This window comes from Enterococcus sp. LJL51, from assembly GCF_049894025.1.
Classification (GTDB): domain Bacteria; phylum Bacillota; class Bacilli; order Lactobacillales; family Enterococcaceae; genus Enterococcus_L.
The window spans coordinates 44000-65307 of the sequence record NZ_JBNEQE010000019.1 but is presented as its reverse complement, the minus strand read 5'-3'; the positions used below and the strand labels follow the sequence as shown (position 1 = coordinate 65307).

Genomic DNA, 21308 nt, shown 5'->3' with positions numbered 1-21308 from the left:
GATCCTTCAGAGTTTTTCTTTATGATTAAAAAAATTGCATTACTTGGTGCTACAGGCTCAATCGGTTCCAGTACGGTTGACGTTGTGACAGCCTATCCAGACCGGTTTCAAATTGTTTCATTGACATTTCATTCAAATATCATTAAGGGCAGAGAGCTGATTGAACAGCTTCAGCCTGTCTATGTCGGTGTCGGCACAGAAGAGCTAAAAAAGGAGCTGGAAATATCTTATCCCAAAATTGAGTTCGGCGTAGGTGAAGCGGGAATGGTTCGCGCAGCAACGCTTGCTGAAATTGATGTTGTGCTTACGGCTGTTACCGGAAGTGTGGGTCTGCGGCCTACACTAGCTGCTATCGAAGCAGGAAAAGACATTGCTTTAGCGAACAAGGAAACATTGGTGATGGCAGGTCAGTGGGTAATGGCCGCTGCTGAGAAGCATCAAGTATCGATTTTACCCGTTGATAGCGAACATTCAGCCATTTTTCAATGTTTAGAAGGAGCACATGGAAAGACTAATTTGAAAGAAATTGTAATCACAGCTTCTGGCGGCAGCTTTCGAGATTTGAGCCGGGAGGAGCTTAAGGATGTAACACTTGAACAGGCATTAAAGCACCCGAATTGGTCAATGGGGGAAAAAATAACAATAGACTCTTCAACAATGGTCAATAAAGGCCTTGAAGTGATTGAAGCCCATTGGTTATTTAATATAAACTATGATAAAATAAAAGTTGTTTTACATAAGGAAAGTATTGTTCATTCAATGGTGGGCTTTAAGGATGGTGCATATTTGGCACAGCTGGGTCCAAGCGATATGAGAGAACCCATTCAGTATGCATTGACTTATCCGGAACGTATGCCGATAAAAAATGAAAAGCCATTTGATTTATCTGAATTAGGACAGCTGAATTTTGCTTCCATGGATTTGGTACGTTTTCCGATGCTGGCTTTAGCTTTTAGAGCGGGTGAAAAAGGCGGGGCGTACCCAACGGTTTTCAATGCAGCGAATGAAATAGCGGTAGCAGCTTTTATCAATGGAGAGATTTCTTATCTTCAGATTGAAGAGCTGATTACTAAAGCGGTATCTGAACATCAGGAAGTGCCGTCGCTTACATTGGATGATGTAATTGCTATTGATAAAGAAACACGGATACTCGTGAAACGATGGATAAAGGAAGAAGGAAATTTATGAAAACAATTATTACATTTATCATTGTCTTCGGAATTCTTGTGCTTGTGCACGAGTTCGGCCATTTCTTTTTTGCCAAAAGAGCGGGCATTTTGGTTCGTGAATTTGCGATTGGTATGGGCCCTAAGATTTTTTCTCATCAGGGGAAAGACGGTACTGCATATACACTGCGGATTCTACCGGTAGGCGGTTATGTACGAATGGCAGGAGCTGAAGAAGACGAAGTAGAGCTAAAACCAGGTATGATGCTCTCCCTAATGGTCAATGAGGAGAATAAGGTCATTAAGATTAATACCAGTAAAAAAGTTCAGCTTCCCAATAGTATTCCTATTGAGCTGCTGGAATATGATCTTGAAAAAGAGCTGTATATCAAAGGATATGAAAATGGCGATGAGTCAGAAGAAGTAACATATACGGTTGACCACGACGCGAATATTATTGAACCAAATGGTGTAGAGGTACGGATTGCACCAGTTGATGTCCAATTTCAGTCAGCTAAATTGAGTCAGCGGATGCTGACAAACTTTGCCGGACCGATGAATAACTTCATACTGGCGGTAATTTTATTTACGGTTTCTGTATTTATGAGCGGTGGTGTCACTGTAACGAACACGAATCGAATTGGTGACGTACAGCCGAATAGTGTAGCTGAAAAAGCCGGTCTTAAAAAAGACGACCAGATTTTGTCAATTGACGGGAAAAAGGTGGACGACTGGCAAGGAATGATTACACTGATTCAGGAAAATCCTGAGAAGCCATTAGCCTTTGAAGTGAAAAGCGGAAATGAAACAAAGGAACTGACGGTTACTCCTGAAAAGGATGCAAACGTTGGTAAAATTGGTGTGAGTGTCCCCAGAAAGGACAGTTTGACAGATAAGCTGTTGGGCGGGGTCACTGAAACAATCAATAATTCTACAATGATATTTAAAACACTGGGTTCCCTTTTTACTAGCTTTAACTTAAATAAACTTGGTGGACCAGTAATGATGTTCCAAATGTCTTCAGAAGCATCAAAAGCCGGCATCGAAACAGTTATCTGGCTGATGGCAATGTTGTCTGTAAACTTAGGAATCGTTAACTTACTGCCTATTCCTGCGTTGGACGGCGGTAAGCTGGTATTGAATGTTTTAGAAGGCGTTCGTGGTAAGCCGCTGAGTCAGGAAAAGGAAATGATTATCACTTTAGTCGGTGTGGGTCTTGTTATGCTTTTAATGATTCTTGTCACCTGGAATGATATTCAGCGTTTCTTTTTCTAATTTACTGCTGATTGCTTACCAACCTTTTCTGTTGCCTGTCCAATGATGTTGGGACAAAGCAAGTGTCAGGGCTCTTAAAGAATACCTGAACTCTTTTAATCATAGAAAGCATAAAATTAGTGTTTAGTTGAATAGCTTACTGGGGGAACTGAGCAGGATTGTGAAGGGAAACGCGCGAACAGCGGTTTTGTATGCTTCCTGTCTACTCAAAAAGTATATTATTCAGCTTTTCTTACAAAGGAGAAATTTTAATGAAACAGTCAAAAATGTTAATACCAACCCTGCGCGAGGTGCCAAATGATGCAGAAGTATTGAGTCATCAGATATTGCTGAGAGCCGGCTATATCCGTCAGGTTTCTGCGGGAATCTACTCTTATTTGCCTTTAGCTAACCGTGTATTGGCAAAGCTGAAAAAAATCATGAGAGAAGAATTCGACAAAATCGGTGCAGTGGAAATGCTAATGCCTAGCCTGCTGCCAGCAGAGCTTTGGAAAGAATCAGGGCGGTATGAAACATATGGACCGAATCTTTATCGCTTAAAGGATCGAAATGAGCGGGACTATTTGTTAGGTCCTACCCATGAAGAAACCTTCACTGAGTTAATAAGAGATGAAGTAAATTCTTACAAAAAATTACCGTTAAACCTTTACCAAATTCAAACAAAATACCGTGATGAAAAACGTCCTAGGTTTGGATTGCTGCGTGGTAGAGAATTCATCATGAAGGATGGCTATTCATTCCATGCTAACGATGAAAGTTTGGACGAAGCATATAAGGATTATGAAAAAGCTTATTCAGCCATTTTTGAGCGCTGTGGTTTAGAATTTCGTGCGATTATCGGCGATGGTGGTGCAATGGGTGGTAAGGATTCAAAAGAATTTATGGCAATTTCAGATATTGGTGAGGATACAATTTGCTACTCCACTGAAGGAGATTACGCAGCAAATCTGGAAATGGCAACAAGCCTTTATACACCTAAAAAATCTCATGAAAGTCAAGTAGACCTTGAAAAAGTGGCTACCCCAAATGTAGGCACGATTCAGGAGGTTGCTGAATTTTTTGAAATCGAACCACAAAAGATTATTAAATCTGTTTTGTTTATCGCTGATGAGGCGCCTGTAATGGTTCTGGTTCGAGGAGATCACGAAGTTAATGATGTTAAACTAAAAAACTTCCTTAATGCTGATTTTCTTGAAGAAGCAACGGAAGAAGATGTGAAAAAATATATTGGTGCTGACTTTGGTTCGATTGGACCAGTTGGTTTAGCTGAAGAAGTGAAGTTATATGCAGATTTTCATGTTCAGGATTTGGCAAATGCTGTTGCTGGGGCCAACGAAACAGGCTACCACTTGAAAAATGTTAATCTTGAAAGAGATATTCAGCCGCTAAGCTATGAAGACCTGCGTTTTGTCCAAGAAGGAGATCCTTCACCTGATGGTAATGGCGTTTTAGCCTTTACTAAAGGCATTGAAATCGGTCATATCTTTAAGCTGGGAACACGCTATAGTGAAGCGATGGGTGCGAACGTTCTGGATGAAAACGGCAGAGAGATTCCTGTGATTATGGGCTGCTACGGAATTGGAGTTAGCCGTCTGCTTTCAGCGATTGTTGAACAGAATGCGGATGAAAATGGTATTAACTGGCCGAAAGGAACAGCGCCTTTTGATTTGCATGTTGTACAGATGAATATTAAAGATGATTATCAAATCCGTCTAGCTCAAGAAGTAGAGGAACTAATGAATGCTGCCGGCTACGAAGTGTTGGTAGACGACCGTAACGAGCGTGCCGGTGTTAAGTTTGCTGATGCAGATTTAATTGGCTGCCCAATTCGGATTACTGTAGGTAAGAAAGCTGTAGATGGCGTTGTTGAAGTAAAAATTAAAAAGACAGGTGAAATGCTTGAAGTCCGTAAAGAGGAACTGGAAAACACCTTGTCTATTTTACTAAATTCAGAAAACAATTAAGTGAAGAATAGCTTGTCCTGGAAACTTTTTCGGGACAAGTTTTTTTATAAGCTGGTGGAAAGATAGCTGCTTTTTTTAGATAGCTTACTATCAGTTAATGCAACTGCAATTCGTTGGGACCGTTTCAAATTTTGTAGGGATTTTTTCTCTGTAAGTTGTTTTAAAGTAGAAAAAAGCAAGTTGTTTGTAAAAGAATAGCAGCAAGACTATCATGAAAAAGTACAAAAAATTGGAGAGGTGTGATTAGAATGGTGGAAAGAATTTCTTTGGAACAGTCAGCATTAGATTTCAGTGAAGCGAATGCAAAGGAACCATTTATTTATCAATTGCCGGTGGAAGAAGCACGTGCCTTATTGGAAAAGGTTCAGGATTCTCCCATTAATAAGTTTGATGCGGAAATTGAAGACCAGCTCTGGGATTTGGGTACGAATGGAACGATTAATGTCCGAACTGTAAAACCTAAAGCAGCATCAGAAAAATTACCTGTAATCCTCTACATCCATGGTGCAGGTTGGGTGCTTGGCAGTGCGCATACCCACGACAAATTAGTTCGTGAATTAGCAATAAGAACAAATTCGGTCGTTTTTGTACCAGAATACGATCGAGCGCCGGAAGCAAAATATCCTACTGCTATTGAACAATGCTATGCAGTTCTTGAAAAAATAACTGAAAATGCAGAAGAACATTATGATACAAGCCGTTTAACAATAGCCGGTGATAGTGTTGGCGGAAATATGGCGACAGTTGTAGCTATTCTGGCAAAGGACAGGAAAGGCCCGAACATCAAGCAGCAGCTTCTCTACTATCCCGTGACGAATCACAGTTTTGATACCAAATCTTATCATCAGTTTGCCACTGACTATTTTTTAGCAAAAGACGGAATGAAATGGTTTTGGGATAATTATTTACCAGAAGGTCAGGATTCTACAATTAAAACAATCTCGCCGCTACAAGCAACAAAAGAAGAGCTCCAGGGACTTCCCGCTGCGATGATTTTAAACGGAGAAGCAGATGTTTTAAGAGATGAAGGAGAAGAATATGCCCGGCATTTACGAGATGCAGGTGTGGAGGTAACACAACTGCGTTTCCAAGGAATGATTCATGATTTTGTGATGGTGAATTCAATGGATCAAAGTAATGCAGCCAGAGCTGCAATGGATGTATCTGTTGATTGGATTAACAAAAAGAATATGGAAGCTTAGGCTAAATATTTTCATACAATATGGAATTCCTCATGCAAACAGAAATATGAATCGGCAATATTTTTCTGAGTCTTCCTTTTTAAGTAAAGGAGTTGTGGTAGAAATTCATACCGGAGTTAGATAATCACTGTTTAAGTATTATCGAAATGAATTACGAGATGAACTGTGTAAAGAAGCTAAGGATAAAAAAGTCCTTGGCTTCTTTACGTGTACTGCCTGAATTTGTAGTTTTTTTAATGGTACAAGAGGTAAAAATACATGCGTAAAGCAATAAAACATGAAGGAAGGTCTGATTGTATTTCATAGAATTAAATAGTATACTTAACAATGTTCGGTTCTCTGATTTGGGACTGGAAGATGGCTGAGAAAAGCGGGGTAAAAGCTTATATATTCAACATTTTATCCCTAAAATGATTTTCTTGGAAAATCACTTTTACTTTGTATAATTGTGTAAATCAGCCTTTAAATGCAACGTGTATTTTTGAATGTAAAGAGGGTCAATGGAAATAGAGGAGGTTCGAATTTTGGAACAGGAAAGAGAACTATTTTTAAAGCTGCTGGATCAGATTCAGTTGGATCATTCTGAAAGAGAGCATCCCGTTTTAAAAGAGGGACGTATAAAAAAAGTAATGGTTCATCAAAAAAGCCGCTTGTGGGAGTTTCACCTTGAGCTACCTGAAATTATGCCGGTTATGTTGTACCAGTCGTTTATTCAGCATATGGAGCTTGCATTTCAGTCGATTGCAGATACATCTGTGACGATTTCCAGCGGCAACGGCGGAGCTTTTACAGAGCAGCAGCTTGTTGATTACTGGCAGCTGGCGTTATTGAATAATCAATGTGATTCCCCCTTAGTTCAACGAGTAGTAAAAAAACAGACACCTGTTATTCAAGATCAGAAAATCATTTTGCCTGTTGACAACGAAGCAGTCATTCCCTATCTAAAGCAGCAGTATCTGCCTATCATCGAGCAGCTATACAGCCAGTATGGCTTTAAAAAATTTCACATTGAACCGAAGATGGATCAGGAGCAAGCAGAGCGCGTCTTGAAGCTTTTCGAAGAACGTAAGCAAGAACAGGCTGAAGCTTTTCAGCAGCAGGCAGCTGAGTCTCTTGTAAAGCATGAACAACGGAAAAAAGAAAAGCAGGAAAGCGGTGCAGGAGCATTGGATGGACCAGTCAGATTGGGGCGTAACATCCCTGCTGACGAACCGATTATGCCGATGGGAAATATTCTCGAAGAAGAACGTAGAGTGACCATCGAAGGATACATTTTTGATAAAGAAATTAGAGAGCTGCGTTCTAAACGTAAAATTCTTATTCTAAAAATTACTGATTATACCTCGTCTTTTATTGTAAAGAAATTTTCAAACGGTGAAAAAGATGAACAGGTTTTCGAAGCAATTCAAAATAACAGCTGGATTCGTGTGAGAGGAAGTATTCAGGAAGATACTTTCATGCGGGATTTAGTGATGAATGCTCAGGATTTGATGGAAGTTGCCCATGAAGTGAGAAAAGATTATGCTCCTGAAGGAGAAAAACGGGTAGAACTTCATCTTCACAGCAACATGAGTACTATGGACGCGACAAATAAAATTGGCGATTTGGTGGCTCAGGCTGGAAAATGGGGACACAAAGCGATTGCAATAACAGATCATGGCGGTGCCCAGTCATTTCCTGATGCCCATGCGGCTGGTAAAAAAGCCGGCGTGAAAATTCTTTACGGCTTAGAGGCCAATGTAGTAGATGACGGTGTGCCAATCGCCTACAACGAAGCGCATATTGAGCTGCATGACGCAACTTATGTTGTTTTTGACGTGGAAACGACTGGACTTTCAGCGGTTTACGATACAATTATTGAGCTGGCGGCCGTAAAAATGCATAAAGGGAATATCATTGAAACCTTTGAGCAGTTTATTGACCCTGGACATCCTCTGTCTCAAACAACCATAAATTTAACGGGGATTACGGATGAAATGGTTCGCGGCTCCAAGTCTGAAAAAGAAGTACTGACAATGTTCAGAGAATTTTCAGAGGGAACGATTCTGGTTGCCCATAATGCATCATTCGATATGGGATTCTTGAATACCAGTTATGGAAAATACGACATACCGGAAGCTGAAAATCCAGTGATTGATACGCTGGAACTATCCAGATTTTTGCATCCGACATTTAAAAGTCACCGGTTGAACACCTTGTCTAAAAAATTCGGCGTCAATCTTGAACAGCATCACCGGGCGATTTATGACTCTGAGTCGACAGGTCACCTATGTTGGATTTTCTTAAAGGACGCTAAAGAAAATCATGATATGTTTTATCACGATGATTTAAATAGACATATTGGCGAAGGGGATTCATATAAGCGTGCCCGGCCGTTCCATGCAACGATTCTGGCAACGACTCAAGCTGGACTAAAGAATCTATTCAAGCTAATTTCAATGTCTAATGTCAACTATTTTTTCCGGATACCTAGAATTCCCCGTTCTCAGTTGAATAAGCTGCGGGAAGGTCTGATTATCGGTTCGGCCTGTTCAAATGGTGAAATTTTTGAAGCGATGATGCAAAAAGGGGTAGAAGAGGCAAAAAACAAAGCAAAATTTTATGATTATATTGAGGTCATGCCCAAAGCAGTTTATGCGCCGCTACTAGAGCAGGAGCTGGTAAAAAATGAAAAAGATTTGGAGGAAATCATCGGCAATCTGGTTAAAATCGGTAATGAGCTTGATAAGCCGGTAGTCGCAACGGGCAATGTTCACTATCTAAATGAAGAAGACAGCGTTTATCGGAAAATCCTTATTGGATCAATGGGAGGAGCGAATCCGCTCAATCGTCATAGCTTACCGGCTGTTCACTTCAGAACTACCGATGAAATGCTGACAGCCTTCCAGTTTTTAGGTGCAGATGTTGCTCAGAAGATTGTAGTAGAAAATACCAATGCAATCGCTGATATGTGTGAAGAAATCACACCGGTTAAGGACGATTTATACACGCCGAAAATTCCGGGATCTGAGGATGAAATCCGAAATCTCAGCTATAATCGTGCCAAAGAGCTTTACGGTGACCCATTGCCGGATATTGTTGAGAAACGCTTGAAGAAGGAACTGGATAGTATCATTGGTAACGGCTTCTCCGTTATCTATCTGATTTCTCAAAAGCTGGTGCATAAGAGTATGGAAGATGGTTATCTGGTTGGTTCACGGGGATCCGTTGGCTCTAGCTTTGTAGCAACGATGACTGGAATTACCGAGGTAAATCCGTTGGCGCCTCACTATCACTGTCCAAACTGCCAATATTCTGAGTTCTTTGAAGACGGTTCTTACGGTTCAGGATTTGATATGCCTGAGAAAAAGTGTCCTGAGTGCGGCGCTCGTTTATTTAAAGATGGTCATGATATTCCATTTGAAACCTTTTTAGGTTTCCACGGAGATAAAGTTCCCGATATCGATTTGAACTTTTCTGGTGATTATCAGGCGGAAGCCCATGGCTATACTAAGGTTCTCTTCGGTGAAGAATATGTGTATCGTGCAGGAACGATTGGTACGGTTGCCGATAAAACCGCGTATGGTTATGTAAAAGGATATGAACGGGACCATAATCTCCATTTTCGCAGTGCGGAGATTGATCGTCTGGCGAAAGGTTCGACAGGTGTGAAGCGGACAACTGGTCAGCATCCAGGGGGGATTATTGTTATCCCCGACTATATGGATGTGTATGATTTTACGCCTATTCAATATCCGGCAGATGATCAGGATGCTGAATGGAAAACAACGCACTTTGATTTCCACTCCATTCACGATAACGTATTGAAGCTGGATATACTGGGGCACGATGATCCTACTGTTATTAGAATGCTTCAGGATTTATCTGGTATTGATCCTAAAACAATTCCTACAGATGATCCGGAGGTTATGCGGATTTTTGAAGGAACAGAAGTATTAGGCGTGACACCGGAACAGATTTTTTCTAAAACGGGAACATTGGGCATCCCAGAATTTGGTACTCGTTTTGTACGTGGTATGTTGGAAGAAACCCATCCTTCAACATTTGCAGAGCTGCTGCAGATTTCCGGCCTTTCTCATGGAACAGATGTATGGCTGGGAAATGCTGAGGAGCTGATTCGAAGAGGAGAAGCAAATCTGGCAGAAGTGATTGGCTGTCGGGATGATATCATGGTTTATCTAATCCATGCCGGACTTGATGATGGTATGGCCTTCAAGATTATGGAAACGGTGCGTAAAGGATTGTGGAACAAGATTCCGGATGATCTTCGAGACACATATTTAAAGGCAATGAAAGAAAATAAAGTACCAGAGTGGTATATTGATTCCTGTTCGAAAATCAAGTACATGTTTCCTAAGGCCCATGCGGCCGCTTATGTACTTATGGCACTGAGGGTTGCTTACTTTAAAGTGTATTTCCCAATACTGTACTATTGTGCATACTTTTCAGTTCGGGCAGATGACTTTGATCTTGTGGCAATGTCTCAAGGAAAAGAAGGGGTGAAAGCTCGTATGAAAGAGATTCAGGATAAGGGCTTGGAAGCATCTACCAAGGAAAAAAACCTGCTGACTGTTCTCGAGCTTGCGAATGAGATGATTGAACGAGGCTACAAGTTTAGCATGATTGATTTGTATAAATCTGATGCGGAAAATTTTGTGATTGACGGCGATACATTGATTGCGCCTTTCCGTGCAGTGCCGAGTTTGGGACTAAACGTGGCCCGGGCAATTGTTGAGGCAAGGAAGGATCAGGAGTTCCTGTCAAAAGAAGATTTGGCCAACCGAGGCAAGGTATCCAAAACGCTGATAGAATATATGACTGAAAACGGCGTTTTAAAAGACCTGCCGGACGAAAATCAGCTGTCATTGTTTGATATGCTGTAGAATTGATGAGCTTGAAAAACAGTGTTGAAAATGACGTAGGCTGAGTGCCAGGCAAAGGCAAACATTGATTGAATAAGTGATTGAAGAAGCTAGAAGATTTAGGGGGTTGGAACATTAGTGGATGCTTCCAGCTCCCTAAAGCCGTTTCAAAGGCTCTATGCTTGGTGGCTTGAAGTGAAGCAAAGCTTTGGATAGCTTCGATTTCATCAAACTCTAAATGTTAAACTACAAGGTAGGCGACTAATTAAAATGCTTATTAGCTAAAATTCTTCTTTTCTTTTCATTTAAAGACAAGTACAATAGAGGAGTATTAAATTTTAGGAGGAAAGAAATGAAAAAGACGTTAAGAGTTCTATTTGGGGTGTTTTTATTAGTTGTTTTAGTTGGTTGTGGTGCTAAAACTGAAACGGATACGTTCAGTCAGTCGCCAATGACCGGTACAAAAGTATCAATCATCGTTGAACATGAGGGCGATAAAGTTACGAAAGTATCTGGAAAAGCCGTTATGGACAATGAAGTACTGCAAATTACTGATGAAGATATGGCAAAAGAAGTAGCTAAATCTTTTGAAGAATCTAGCGGTTTAGGCGATGCTGAAATGAAATACACTGAAAAAGAAACAATCATCACTTTTGATGCCCCTGATGAGAGTGTTGGCGTAGGAGCCAGCTTCAAAGAAGGCGAAGAAGCGTTGACTGAAATAGGATTCGAAAAAGAATAATTACAGATACATTAAAAGTAACAGGCGAGGTATTCGAAAGAATATCTTGCCTGTTACTTTTTTACTAGTAAAAGAGCTATAAGCTTTTTACGGATGTAAACTGTTGTCTTCAACAATCAGCGTGGGTCTAATTAGATGATGCATTTCTAATTAAGTTGAACCAGATTTTCACTGGTACCCGTCTGGTGCATATCGTAAAGACTACCTAATGAGCTTTCCATAAGGATTTGCGAAGCTTCCAGAGTGTAGAAAGCAATATGGGGCGTGACAAGCACATTATCCAATGTTAACAGCTGTTCAATATAAGGATGTCTTTCGATTTGTTCTTCCTTTGTTTTATTAATATACAACTGCTCATTTTCCAGAGTGTCCAGCCCGGCGCCGGCAATTTCTTTTTCTGTTAGCGCAGTCAGAAGTGCATGGGTGTCGACTAACGGACCTCTAGCTGTATTGATTAAGAGAGCAGTCGGTTTCATCAGCGAAAGAATGTCTTTATTAATCAAATGATGGTTTTCAGCTACATATGGGGCGTGAAGGCTAAGAATATCTGCCTGGCTAGCAACTGCTTCCAATGAATCCTCATAAGTAAGTAAATCCTCTAAACCATTTTTGGGATACTTATCAAAAGCCACAACATTAGCACCTAGCGCTTTGAATAGCTGAGCAGTGGTTAAGCCAATATGACCAGTGCCGATGATTCCCACTGTTAAATCATGAATTTCCCGACCGATTAAGCCATCTAACACAAAGTTTTGGTTTTGTTCCCGCTGCAGCAGACGAGGAATGCGGCGAAGCAGCATCATCGACAATGTCAATGCGTGTTCGGCAATCGCACGAGGGCTATATACTGGAACATTTACTGCTTTAATGTTATATTTTTCTAGATATTTCTTGGAAAGTCCATCAATACCGGCGGAACGTGTGGAGAGCAGCTGGATGCCGTATTCCGCCATTTTTTGATACATCGCTTCTTCATGCACAGCACTCATTTGCTGGAATGAAATAGCGTCTGCTCCGTTAGCTAATTCGACCGTTTCAGAATTGAGCTCACTACTGCTTGTTTCGATGGAAATCTTATGCTCAGCCGCCCATTTTTCAGCAACTGGTTTTTCTTTGGCACCAATACCGAAGATGAAAATTTTCATGATAATCTTCCTTTCTAATTTTCATTTTACGGAATTTTTAAGTTAATTCCCAGTATATTGTTTTAAGTTATCTCTAAAACAGATGAGAATAATCTTTTAAAACCTTTAATTTTTTCAATAAGTAGCATATAATAATAAAGGATTGCTCACACAAAAAATACCATAAAAGATATTTTTCGTGATATAATGGGGCTTACGGGTTATTTACAGGAGGGAAAAGCATGGCACATGACAAGACACGATATAAAGCCGTGATAGCAAATCATACGTATACAATTATTGGACAGGAAACGAAAAAGCATATGGATTTAGTAACGAGAATCGTTAATGAGCAATTGGCTGAAATTAAACATATATCTCCTCAGACCAATAATGAGCAAGCTTCTGTTTTGTTGGCTGTTAATGCGGTTTCCGATCAGCTGAAGAAACAGGAAGAAGTACTGAAGCTGAAGCAGGAAGTAGAAGAGCTGAAACGCAGAACAATTCGGGTAGCAGAGCTTGAAAATAGGATTAAGCGAATCGAAGCCATTGAAGCGGAAGCGAAGGGTGTGCTGAAGAAGAACGGTAAAGAAGATGTTGAAATCCATAACCATATGGAGGCACAGCAGATTTTGAACGAAAACCGGAAGCAGCAGATTCAAAACAAAGGTACTCAGGATACCCAGGAAAACTAAGCTTGAGAGGGTGACAGGATGTTAACATTACTGATACTTTTTATTTTAGCAATCGGTTTTTATACCGGTGCTAAAAGAGGATTTGTTTTACAGATTTTATATAGTGTGGGCTATTTTATTGCTTATCTTGTAGCAAAGAGCAATTATAAATCATTGGCTTCACACCTTGAACTATATATCCCTTATCCTTCAGCGACAGAAGAAACAAAACTGGTATTCTTTAAGCAGGAAATCGTTCTTGATTTGGATCAGGCATTTTATGCCGCAACAGCCTTTCTGATGATTTTATTTATTGGCTGGCTGATTGTTCGATTTATCGCAATTTTTGCGCATGGCTTAACTTTTTTACCGGTTTTGAAGCAGGCTGACTGGGTTGCAGGCGGGATTTTAAGTATGGTAGTGTTATATATAGGTCTATTTTTGATTTTGAGCACGCTGTCAATGATTCCTGTTGATTTTATTCAAAATCAGTTTGAAAGCAGCGGACTTGTTCGATTTATGCTGAAAGACACGCCAATTTTTTCTAAACAGGTTTATAATCTTTGGGTAGAACAAATGATTAACTAATGTTAGGTTAGAGGTTTGTAAGAGAAGTTGAGACAATGTCCGATGCAGGCTTTTTGTTTCAGCTTTTTTTGTATCTTTTTTATGGTTAAGACTAGAAAATAGAAGGTGAAAAAATGAATGAGAAGATTTTAGCGACGCTAAATTTTGATAAAGTAAAGCAGTTACTGATGGAATATACTGTAACGGCACAGGGGAGTGAGGAAGTCAGCAGTCTTTTGCCTAGTGTTGACAGCGATATTATTCAGTCCTGGCTGGCGGAAACAGAAGACGGTTTTAAGCTGCAGCGTCTGCGCGGCGGTATTCCTGTGCCGAAGCTGGAAAATATCCGTCCACATATGAAACGTATCCAAATCGGGGCAAATTTAAACGGACTGGAGCTGGCTCAGATTAGCAGGGTTCTTTCCACTACAGGAGAAGTTATCCGCTTTTTTGATGATTTAAAAGATAGCGAAATTGATCTGCTGCGGTTGTATGACTGGTTAGACCAGCTAGTAACGATTCCAGAGCTAAGCAGAAGACTAAAAACAGCCATAGCAGAAGATGGTCATGTTAATGATGAAGCATCTGCTGAGTTAAAAACGATTCGAAATAATATCAGAAGAAGTGAACAGACAATTCGAGAGCAGCTAGACGGAATTGTTCGAGGAAAAAATGCCAAATATTTAAGTGATGCAATTGTTACTATGAGAAATGAACGCTATGTAATTCCTGTTAAGCATGAATATCGGGGCGTATTTGGCGGAGTAGTTCATGATCAAAGCTCCTCTGGACAGACACTGTTTATTGAACCAAAACAAATTGTTGAGTTGAACAATCGCCTTCGTCAGCATCAAATTGCCGAACGGAACGAAATAGAACGGATTCTTTCAGAACTCTCAGCGGAGCTGGTTCCTTATCAACAGGAAATCATTCACAATGCGTATGTCATTGGTAAGTTTGATTTTATCAACAGCAAAGCACGGCTTGGCAAAGAGCTGAAGGCGGTAGTTCCAACCGTTAGTCTGGAGAAACACGTATACCTAAAACAAGCACGGCATCCTCTATTGGATCAGGAGACTGCTGTAGCCAATGATATTATTTTAGGAGATGACTATCAGGCGATTGTTATCACTGGTCCAAATACTGGTGGTAAAACAATCACCTTAAAAACGTTAGGACTGCTTCAGCTGATGGGACAATCAGGGCTGCCAATCCCAGCAGGAGAGGAAAGCGTTATCGGCATTTTCCATGAAGTATTTGCAGATATTGGCGATGAACAATCGATTGAACAAAGCTTAAGTACCTTTTCTTCACATATGACAAATATTGTCGATGTCTTGGGCAAGGTGAACGAGCATAGTCTGGTTCTGTTTGATGAGCTAGGCGCTGGTACTGATCCTCAGGAAGGAGCGGCGCTGGCTATTTCAATTTTGGATGCGCTAGGCAGCAAAAGTGCTTATGTCGTAGCAACGACTCATTACCCGGAACTGAAGGTGTATGGATATAACCGGGCGAAAACAATTAACGCCAGTATGGAGTTTGATGTAGATACTCTTAGCCCAACATATCGTCTGCTGATTGGTGTTCCTGGGCGAAGCAACGCGTTTGAAATTTCCCGTCGTCTAGGTCTTGAGGAAGGGATTATTAATGAAGCGAAGCAAATTATGGATGGAGAAAGTCAGGATTTGAATGAAATGATTGCTGATCTTGAAAACCGTAGAAAGATGGCAGAAACAGAATATCTTGAAGTTCGCCATTATGTAGACGAAGCACAGGTTCTGCACAAAGAGCTGAAGGATGCTTATAACTATTTTCTTGATGAGCGTGACAAAGAAATGGAAAAGGCCCGCAAAAAAGCGAATGAGCTTGTCACAGAAGCACAGGAAAGTGCAGAAGGCATTATCTCGGATATTCGTAAAATGCAGCTGAGCAGCGGGAAACAAGGCGGTGTGAAGGAGCATCAGTTGATTGATGCGAAAACACAGCTATCTAACCTTCATCAGGATGAAACTCATTTGCAAAAAAATAAGGTTCTGAAAAAAGCGAAAGAGAGCAAAAAGCTGAAAGCCGGTGACGAAGTAATGGTTACTACCTACGGACAACGGGGAACACTACTGAAAAAAGCCGGTGAGAATAGCTGGCAGGTTCAGCTGGGGATTTTGAAAATGACGGTTGACGAGGATGATATGACTTTGGCCGGCAAAGAAAAAGAACCAACACAGCGTATTACAGCTATTCGTTCAGCTGAATCCAGCCATGTCTCAAATCAGCTTGACCTTCGAGGAAAACGGTACGAGGAGGCACTGGCTGAAGTAGACCAGTATTTGGACGCTGCAATTCTAGCAGGCTATCCCCAAGTGACCATTGTCCATGGAAAAGGAACGGGTGCTCTAAGAACGGGGATTACTGAGTATCTAAAAAATCACCGCAGCGTGAGCAGCTATGAATTTGCACCAGGTAATCAAGGTGGGAACGGCGCAACAGTGGTTAAATTTAAATAAGCCAGTTATGCGTTAGTGATAGTTAATTGAAGAATAAATAGGCATTATTTTACAGGTGTCAATTACTCTCTTACTATTGGTAAGCAAAAAAATAGAGTATCTATACCTGAAGTGCTATAATAACCTTGTACTTGAATATAGGAGGAATGAAAGATGGAAGCAGTTACTGATAAAACATTTGCAGCAGAAACAGACGAAGGCTTAGTGCTGATTGACTTTTGGGCAGCATGGTGCGGTCCTTGTCGCATGCAGGCACCTATTCTAGATCAGTTATCAGGCGAATATGAAGAGGATGAACTAAAAATTGTAAAAATGGATGTGGATGAAAATCCCGCAACTCCAGGTTCATTCGGAATTATGAGTATTCCGACATTACTTCTGAAAAAAGACGGCGAAGTAGTGGAACGTCTGGTTGGCGTTCATTCTAAAGAGCAATTGAATGATATTGTCAGCAAACATATATAAGCAACGCAAACATGGAAGCTATCCGCTGCGGATAGCTTCCATGTTTTTTTCTTCAGCAATAATAACGCAATCAGAGCCATTGCCTCCAAGCTGCTTTAAGACGCTTTGCGCAATCCGGGATATCTGTTAATTCTATTTTACTAAAGCCTAAAAATAAAGTGTTTGGAGGGCAATCGGTTTTTTCCTGCCAGAAATTCATCGTAGAGTAGACTTTTACCTGTTGCTCTGCAGCAGCTTTTATCAGTTCTTCTTGAGAAACTGCTGCAGAAAAAGTAATTAGAAAATATTGGCCGCTGCCGTTTTTCGAAATCTTTATTTTATGAGCAACGTCCTGAAAGGCATGGGTAAAAAGCTCTAGTCTCTTTTTGAAAATCTGATTCAATCTACGCACATGCTGATCATACTTTCCGTCTTTGATTAATTGAGCAACAATGTATTGATTCAGCAGGGGGACAGAACAATTGTAGTCTGAGAATTTGTTTTGATAACTGTTCATTAAGGATAAGGGCAAAATCACATAACTCATTCTTAGAGAAGGAGAGAGGACTTTCGAGAATGTTCCCAAATAGATGACTTGGTCATTTCTAGCAATTGACTGGAGTGCAGGAATTGGTTTGGCATAATAACGTAATTCACTGTCATAATCATCTTCAATAATATAGCTGTGGTTATGAGATGCCCAATTCAGCAGCTCATAGCGTCGGCCAACCGGTAAGGTCACGCCAGTTGGAAACTGATGAGAAGGTGTTGTATATAAGAGACTGCCAGTTGGAACTGTGGGGAGTCGATCTACACAAATGCCATGATCATCGACTGGAACAGTCTGAACAGTGCGGCTATTATTTTTAAATACAGATACAGCTTTATTATAACATGGTTCTTCCATCAGAATCTGTGTTTGATTTGGCAGCAGCTTACATAGATAGTCCAAGGATTGTTGTGTACCGCTTGTTAGAATAATCTGATCGGCAGAACAGCGAACCCCTCTCATTCTTTCAAGATAATGAAGAAGAGTTTCACGAAGAAACAATTCTCCTTGTTTATCAAGTAATGAAGATATTTTTTCCTCTTTATACAATAGCTCCAAAGAGCTCTCTGTATATTTCTGCCAAAGCTTTTTCGGAAAGAGATTACTGGTATGGCTGCTATTGGTTAAGTCGTAGAGAATATTTTCATTTTTCTCAAGGGACTGTTTTTCAAATGCCGGTTGAACGAGTCCTGCAACGTTAGTCAGCCTAGGGACTGGTGCAACAATAAAGCCAATGCCTCGTTTTGAATAGATATATCCTTCAGCAGCTAATTGACTATAGGCTGTATCTACAGTATGCCGGCTGATAGTTAGTGTCTGTGCTAAAATACGGCTGCCGCTTAATAACTCTCCTTCTTTTCGGATACCACTTAAAATTTCATCCCTCAATTGTTCATGAAGCTGCTGATATAAGGGCGCTTTTTTTGTTCGATCTATTACTAACATAAATCCTCCTTTTCTTAAAACTAAACCATTCCTAACCAGTCAATCTTGTTTCAAGAGAAACATTAAGAACAGTATTTTTTATAGAATTTTCATATGAAATTAATAATCTTACTGAAAATTGTGTTGATTAATAAGGGCTGTTTCTAGGTGGACTGGTAAAAATGTATACCAGTGGCACTTTTTATAGGGCCATCAATAGTATACCATAGAGAAAATTTAATAAACTTGGCTGTCAGTAAAAATATAGATTATAGTCGAGCAAACGGGGGATAATGATGAAAGAAAAAATCAGAGAAAATCAAACAAAGGACATTTTATTGGAGCTTTTAGCTGTTAGTCTATTAGCGACTGGAGGAATTTTTGTTAAATTTAGCCAGCTCGGACCGATTAATACAGGTGCTTATCGCGTGCTCTTTTCATTACCGCTGCTTTTTCCGTTGGCTTATCCGCAGCTCAAAAAACTGACACTAAAGGATAGTGGCCTGCTTTTGGCAGCAGGTGTGTTTTTAGCTGGCGATATCGCTTTATGGAATGTCTCTTTTTCCTATACAACTGTTGCAAATGCTAATTTATTAACCAACTTAACGCCCTTTACAGTTATTCCGTTGTCTTATCTTTTTTTCAAAGAACGGATGCCTCGTTTTTTCATTGTTGGAGCTATTATTACTATAGTGGGGGTTGTTGCTTTATTAGGTGGAAAAATAAATCCGTCCTTTGAGAATTATTTTGGTGATGGGTTGGCCTTGGCTGCGTCTTTTTTCTATGCGGGATTTCTATTGATTTGCTATCATCTTAGAGACCGTTTCTCCAGCAGTGTTATTATGTTTATCAGCGGCTTTGGTTCTGTGGCAAGTTTGTTTTTTATAGGGGGAGCTACAGAAGGGATTCAGCATCCGGAAATATGGGCTGATTTTTGGCCGCTTATTGGCTTAGCTGTCCTTTTACAAGTCTTTGGCCATAATTTGCTGGCCTATTGTCAGGGGAAGGTTAATGTTAATCTGTCTTCGATTATATGCCTGGCTCAGCCTGCAATTGCTTCAATCTATTCGCTTTTTATCTTTTCTGAAAAATTGTCCTTTAGTGAGCTAGTAGGGATTGTTATTATCATTATCGGAGTCTATTTAGTTAAAGCACAATATACAGCAAAGAAAGAGATAGTAAATAATAAGGAGCAGCAGCTTCTGAAAAATGATTAGAACGCCAGTTCCTGTTTTATCGCACATTCCTGCTCTTCATGTTATAATGTTACAGGAAATAAAGAGAGGGAGAAAGCAATGAATGAACGGATAAAAAATAAGCTAGCATTACTTCCTGATCAGCCCGGCTGTTATCTGATGAAGGATAAAAACGGGACAATTATTTATGTAGGGAAAGCAAAAATTCTCAAAAATCGGGTTCGTTCCTACTTTACAGGGAGCCATGATACGAAAACAGAACGTCTTGTGAGTGAAATTGAAGACTTTGAATATATTGTAACAGAATCAAATATTGAAGCATTGCTGCTGGAAATTAATCTTATTCACAAAAATGATCCCAAATATAATATCATGTTGAAGGATGACAAGAGCTATCCTTTTATAAAGATTACTAGTGAGCCGTATCCAAGATTGTTGATTACCAGAAAGGTATTGAAAGATAAAGCTCTTTATTTTGGACCTTATCCGGATGTTCGGGCCGCAAATGATACCAAGCGTCTGTTGGACCGTTTGTTTCCGCTAAGAAAATGCAAGGTCTTGCCCAAAGAAGTTTGTCTCTATTATCATATGGGGCAATGTTTAGCCCCATGTGTCTTCGATGTTCCTAAAAAGAAGTATAGCGAAATGGTTAGTGAAATTCGTCGTTTTTTAAATGGCGGCTATCCGGAAATACAGAAACAGTTGGAAGAGAAAATGGTACTTGCAGCTGGCGAGATGGAGTTTGAAAAAGCAGCGGAATATCGGGATCAAATTAAATCAATTGAAACAGTCATGACCAGACAAAAAATGACGAATGCTGATTTAGTTGATAGAGATGTCTTCGGCTATGCAGTAGATAAAGGCTGGATGTGTGTACAGGTCTTCTTTGTTCGTCAAGGGAAATTAATCGAACGTGACGTAAGTATTTTTCCGTTTTATGATGAACCAACAGAGGATTTTTTAACATTTATCGGGCAGTTTTATCAAGAAAATGAACATTTCATTCCTAAAGAAGTGCTAATCCCCGATGATATCGATAAAGAAAGTGTGGAAGCTTTGCTATCCACCAGAGTTATGCAGCCTCAGCGAGGTGAAAAGAAAAAGCTGGTCAAACTGGCAGGGAAAAATGCAACAGTCGCCTTACAAGAAAAATTCGATTTGATTGTCCGCAAGCAGGAACGGACGATTGGTGCTGTGGAACGTTTAGGAAACGCAATGAATATTCCCACTCCTATTAGAATTGAAGCTTTTGATAATTCCAATATTATGGGAACCGATCCTGTATCGGCAATGGTGGTCTTTATAGATGGGAAACCAGCTAAAAAAGAATATCGAAAATATAAAATAAAAACGGTTAAGGGACCGGATGATTATGCATCTATGCGAGAGGTCATTTACCGACGTTATTCACGGGTTTTAAAGGATGGCTTGCCGTTTCCTGATTTAATTGTGATCGATGGCGGGAAAGGTCAAGTAGATGTTGCAAAGGACGTATTGGCAAACCAGTTGGGGCTGGATATCCCTATTGCAGGGCTAGCCAAAAATGATAAGCATAAAACCAGTGAACTGCTATTTGGTGCTGATTTATCAGTGATACCTCTGGAACGTAATTCTCAGGAATTTTTTCTGCTTCAAAGAATTCAGGATGAGGTCCATCGTTTTGCGATTACCTTCCATAGACAGCTGCGCAGCAAAAACAGTTTTGCTTCCAAGCTGGATGATATTGAAGGATTAGGACCTAAGCGGAAGAAAGAACTGCTGCGGCAATTTAAATCATTGAAAAATATTACTGCGGCTTCAGTAGAGGAGCTTAGGGAGTCAGGGCTACCTAAGAATGTGGCGCAGAACGTGTATAATCATTTGCACGAATCTCTTGAAGAAAATGAACAGCAAGAGACAGAGATGCCCGAATAAAAGAGAATTTTTAATAAATCAGCTGAATGAAGAGGTTGTGACAGAAGTGTTCAGCTTCAAGCAATAAGGCGGAAATTCCGAAAATTGTTTTACAAATTTTTGCGAATTTCCGCCTTATTGTCGAAGAAGTTACTTCTGAAACACCGTTTATCCAGGTTTAAGGGACTGAGGCATACTAATGTCACAGCCCCTTCATTCTTTTT

General features: G+C 40.2%; 14 protein-coding genes. 12 read left to right on the top strand and 2 right to left on the bottom strand.

Going from position 1 to position 21308, the window contains the following annotated elements:
• The first annotated feature begins 21 nt into the window (after positions 1–21).
• The 6 genes from ACPWSO_RS15285 (at position 22) to ACPWSO_RS15260 (ending at position 11211) form a co-directional block, all read left to right on the top strand.
• Positions 22–1188: a 1-deoxy-D-xylulose-5-phosphate reductoisomerase gene (locus ACPWSO_RS15285; protein ID WP_426084449.1), complete on the top strand. Its 1167-nt coding sequence runs from the start codon at positions 22–24 to the stop codon at positions 1186–1188.
• A complete protein-coding gene (rseP, locus tag ACPWSO_RS15280; RefSeq protein WP_426084448.1) occupies positions 1185–2441 on the top strand; it encodes an RIP metalloprotease RseP in 1257 nt (418 codons plus the stop codon). The genes ACPWSO_RS15285 and rseP overlap by 4 nt, the downstream gene beginning before the upstream one ends.
• A gap of 251 nt (positions 2442–2692) precedes the next feature.
• The gene (locus ACPWSO_RS15275; protein WP_426084447.1) at positions 2693–4405 is read left to right on the top strand and encodes a proline--tRNA ligase; all 1713 of its coding nucleotides are present in this window, start codon (positions 2693–2695) and stop codon (positions 4403–4405) included.
• 248 nt (positions 4406–4653) lie between these two features.
• Positions 4654–5607, top strand: a complete 954-nt coding sequence (locus ACPWSO_RS15270; RefSeq protein ID WP_426084446.1) for an alpha/beta hydrolase fold domain-containing protein — start codon at positions 4654–4656, stop codon at positions 5605–5607.
• Between the two features lie 500 nt (positions 5608–6107).
• Positions 6108–10490, top strand: coding sequence for a PolC-type DNA polymerase III (locus tag ACPWSO_RS15265; RefSeq protein WP_426084445.1), 4383 nt, complete (start codon positions 6108–6110; stop codon positions 10488–10490).
• A gap of 331 nt (positions 10491–10821) precedes the next feature.
• A complete protein-coding gene (locus tag ACPWSO_RS15260) occupies positions 10822–11211 on the top strand; it encodes a DUF1307 domain-containing protein (RefSeq protein WP_426084444.1) in 390 nt (129 codons plus the stop codon).
• 146 nt (positions 11212–11357) lie between these two features.
• On the opposite strand, the gene ACPWSO_RS15255 is transcribed toward ACPWSO_RS15260, so the two are convergent.
• Positions 11358–12356: an NAD(P)-dependent oxidoreductase gene (locus tag ACPWSO_RS15255; RefSeq protein WP_426084443.1), complete on the bottom strand. Its 999-nt coding sequence runs from the start codon at positions 12354–12356 to the stop codon at positions 11358–11360.
• 221 nt (positions 12357–12577) lie between these two features.
• Between ACPWSO_RS15255 and zapA the strand changes: the two genes are divergently transcribed.
• The 4 genes from zapA (at position 12578) to trxA (ending at position 16542) form a co-directional block, all read left to right on the top strand.
• A complete protein-coding gene (gene zapA, locus ACPWSO_RS15250) occupies positions 12578–13030 on the top strand; it encodes a cell division protein ZapA (protein WP_426084442.1) in 453 nt (150 codons plus the stop codon).
• An 18-nt stretch (positions 13031–13048) separates the two neighbouring features.
• Positions 13049–13597 carry a CvpA family protein gene (locus ACPWSO_RS15245; RefSeq protein ID WP_426084441.1) on the top strand — a complete coding sequence of 183 codons (549 nt, stop codon included), beginning with the start codon at positions 13049–13051 and terminating at the stop codon, positions 13595–13597.
• A 113-nt stretch (positions 13598–13710) separates the two neighbouring features.
• Positions 13711–16077 carry an endonuclease MutS2 gene (locus tag ACPWSO_RS15240; RefSeq protein WP_426084440.1) on the top strand — a complete coding sequence of 789 codons (2367 nt, stop codon included), beginning with the start codon at positions 13711–13713 and terminating at the stop codon, positions 16075–16077.
• A gap of 153 nt (positions 16078–16230) precedes the next feature.
• The gene (trxA, locus tag ACPWSO_RS15235; RefSeq protein WP_426084439.1) at positions 16231–16542 is read left to right on the top strand and encodes a thioredoxin; all 312 of its coding nucleotides are present in this window, start codon (positions 16231–16233) and stop codon (positions 16540–16542) included.
• A 70-nt stretch (positions 16543–16612) separates the two neighbouring features.
• Here trxA and ACPWSO_RS15230 read toward each other — a convergent pair whose 3' ends face one another.
• Complete coding sequence (locus ACPWSO_RS15230) at positions 16613–18016, bottom strand: PLP-dependent aminotransferase family protein (protein WP_426084438.1); 1404 nt, start codon at positions 18014–18016, stop codon at positions 16613–16615.
• Between the two features lie 275 nt (positions 18017–18291).
• Between ACPWSO_RS15230 and ACPWSO_RS15225 the strand changes: the two genes are divergently transcribed.
• Together ACPWSO_RS15225 and uvrC are read left to right on the top strand one after the other, a co-directional pair.
• Complete coding sequence (locus ACPWSO_RS15225; protein ID WP_426084437.1) at positions 18292–19212, top strand: DMT family transporter; 921 nt, start codon at positions 18292–18294, stop codon at positions 19210–19212.
• A gap of 78 nt (positions 19213–19290) precedes the next feature.
• Positions 19291–21105 carry an excinuclease ABC subunit UvrC gene (gene uvrC / locus ACPWSO_RS15220; RefSeq protein WP_426084436.1) on the top strand — a complete coding sequence of 605 codons (1815 nt, stop codon included), beginning with the start codon at positions 19291–19293 and terminating at the stop codon, positions 21103–21105.
• The last annotated feature ends 203 nt before the right edge of the window (positions 21106–21308 follow it).